1 protein-coding gene and 1 pseudogene are annotated in these 2,663 nt (G+C 37.1%); both read left to right on the plus strand.

The window, feature by feature from the left end; genetic code table 11:
* The coding region (locus tag ACFILZ_RS09500; RefSeq protein ID WP_375611018.1) for an autotransporter outer membrane beta-barrel domain-containing protein at positions 1 to 375 on the plus strand (375 nt) is incomplete at its 5' end.
* 167 nt (positions 376 to 542) lie between these two features.
* Positions 543 to 2,663 (plus strand): annotated as a pseudogene (locus tag ACFILZ_RS09505) (autotransporter outer membrane beta-barrel domain-containing protein); the annotation flags it as partial.

Consider the following 2,663-nt stretch of genomic DNA (forward strand, 5'->3'; position numbering starts at 1 on the left):
GTTTATCAGCATCTTCAGTTTCATCAGGCGTTTGATGTTGATAATCTTGATGTTGATTTAGGAAAATTTCATCAATGGGTGGGGCGTGTTGGTGGGCGTTTAAGCAAGACGCTTAATGCTTCTGAAGAGGGACGTGAAGTTTCTTTTTATAGTAAGCTTTCTTATTTGCATAGTTTTGAAGATAAGCAATTCGTTTCTTTTAAAAACGATTTTCAGTTAGGTTTCTTTGGTTCTTCTTTGGAAGCAGGGGTTGGGTTTAATGCCCGTCTCTCAACAAAACTTTCTCTTCGTGGAGATGTCACTTATCAGCATAGATTTAAGAAAATTGGTTTTTCTGGAACGAGTTTCTCTGCTGGATTGCGCCATCTTTTCTAGCGATACATAAACTATATAGTAACTTATATATAAGTATATAGTGTTATATTAAGTATTAAATTAAATATTTCATTTTATATTTATTGTATTTTGAGAAATTTATTATCTTAAATATAGATATTATTCTTCAATGAATAGAAGTAGGGGAATAGGAGGTGGCAAGAGTTATGATTTATGTATTTCATAAATATGTATTTTTATGCAACGTTACAACAGCTATTCTTTATTTTTTGCAGGTTACGTATGTTAGTGCTGCAGGATCTTCAAGTGATGCAGGAGGGGCATTTTATAAATGCGATGATAGAAAAACACACTTTCTTGCAGATAAAATCTATTACTTAAAAAGTTCTCAAGAGACGTCTGCTCATATTGCACCTATTGCAGCTATATATGTAGAAAAAGCAGGCACTATTGTTAATGCCTCTCAGATAACAGTTTTTGGCGATGATCCAGATAAAATATCTGCGTATGGGGCGTATGTAAGAAATGGTGGAAAAATTAATCTAATAGCTTCAGATTTTAAGAATATACCTGCTCTTCGTGCTCAAAATGCCGTTATTAACATGACAGTAGGGGAAATTAAGGGGACTTCACATGCTATTTATGCATGGGGGAGAGGAACGGATATTGCTTTAGTGAGTGTGAATATCAATATTGAGCCAGATAATTTGAATGTAAAAGGGATCGGTATTATAAGTGGTTTTGATGCAATGGTTAAAATGACAGACGGTACCGTTAATTTTAACCAGGTTGGCTCATTTTCAACCCGATTTGGGGGGCGCTATATTCTTGATACTATGGGGATTACGGGGCAAGGAAGGAGGGAGGAAAATTTAACAGATGGTGATGGAGCTATGGGGGTATTGCCAGAAGCTTTTGAGGTTTTTCAAGGTGGTGACGTTCATTTGAAAAACAATTTTATTCAGCTGAACCATATGCATGCATTCTTGATGAAAAACTTTTCAGGTTATGTAAATGATAATGGTAAGTTAATTCAAAAATATATTTCACCAGATGGCTTTAAGAATACAAATATTAAGATAGAAAAAAACAATATTTCTGTTCAGGGTGAGGGAGTATATGGACTGTGCTTTAATGTTTTAGCTCCAGAAGAGCTTACTAAAATGATTAGGCAACGAGATGATGAAAAAAATTTAAAAACCAAAAAAGTTATCACGGGGAGGGCATTTGTTTATTTATCAGAGACAAATATGACAGTTCCAGACGGGATTGCGATTTATGCGAAGGGGAATAAAGACTATGAAGTAAAAGGCACTCTTGAATTATCGGATGAAACAAAAATCTCTGGTGATGTGTTGCTAAAAGCTGAAAATAATGCTTCTCTATTGGTGAAAGCAAACGCTTCCTCTCTTACAGGAGGTACGCGTGTTGAGGATAGATCGGTTATTGATTTAGAGTTAATTCGTTATTCAAAATGGTATCTTACTAAAAGTAAATACAATGGTTTACAGGAATCTGTTTCATCGCTTTCTTCTCTAAGTCTTTCCAATAGCACATTGATCTTTGATGAAGACAGTGGTTATCAAACGCTACGCATTGGAAAAAAAGCAGATATAGGTGCAGGAGATAAAATTCTCGCATCAAAAGATAAAAAAGTCTATAGTGCTGAGGGAAACGCTCAGATTAGGTTGAATGCATTTTTGAATGATGAGGGTTTGTTTAATCCCCAAAAGACGGATCGCATATTGATCTATGGGGATGTTTCTGGAACGACATTCGTTCATGTGCAAAATTTTCCAAAATATGCAAGTAAAGAAGTCTATGAGGGAAAAGATCAAAGCATTTCACTCATTCAAGTTGCTGGAACAGCGCAGGCAGGTTCTTTTCGACTCGCCAATGGTTATGATGATTATACTACGGTGAAAGGTTTTCCTTATCAATATCGTATTCGTGGTTATGGTCCAGGTTCGCCCTTTGGAGAAGCAGATGCTACGCAAAGATTAGTGGAAGGTGAGGGGGAATTTTGGGATTTCCGACTCGAAGGGGTTTATATTTCTTCTAGAATAGGTTCTTATAATGGTCCATTTGGTAAACCTTCTTCGTTTTCATTATCTCATCCTGTTAATCCTCCATCTTCTCCCCCCAATTCACTTTCTACGTCGTTGATATCTGACTCTCCTTCTTCTACGTCCTCTGCTCCTGTCGATCCTCCCCCTCCCGATCCACTTTCTACTTCGTTTGTGTCTGACCCTCCTTCTTCTACGTCCTCTGCTCCTGTCGATCCTCCCCCTCCCGATCCACTTTCTACTTCGTTTGTGTCTGACCCT

It is taken from the genome of Bartonella sp. AP40SXNS (assembly GCF_042195825.1).
GTDB lineage: Bacteria > Pseudomonadota > Alphaproteobacteria > Rhizobiales > Rhizobiaceae > Bartonella.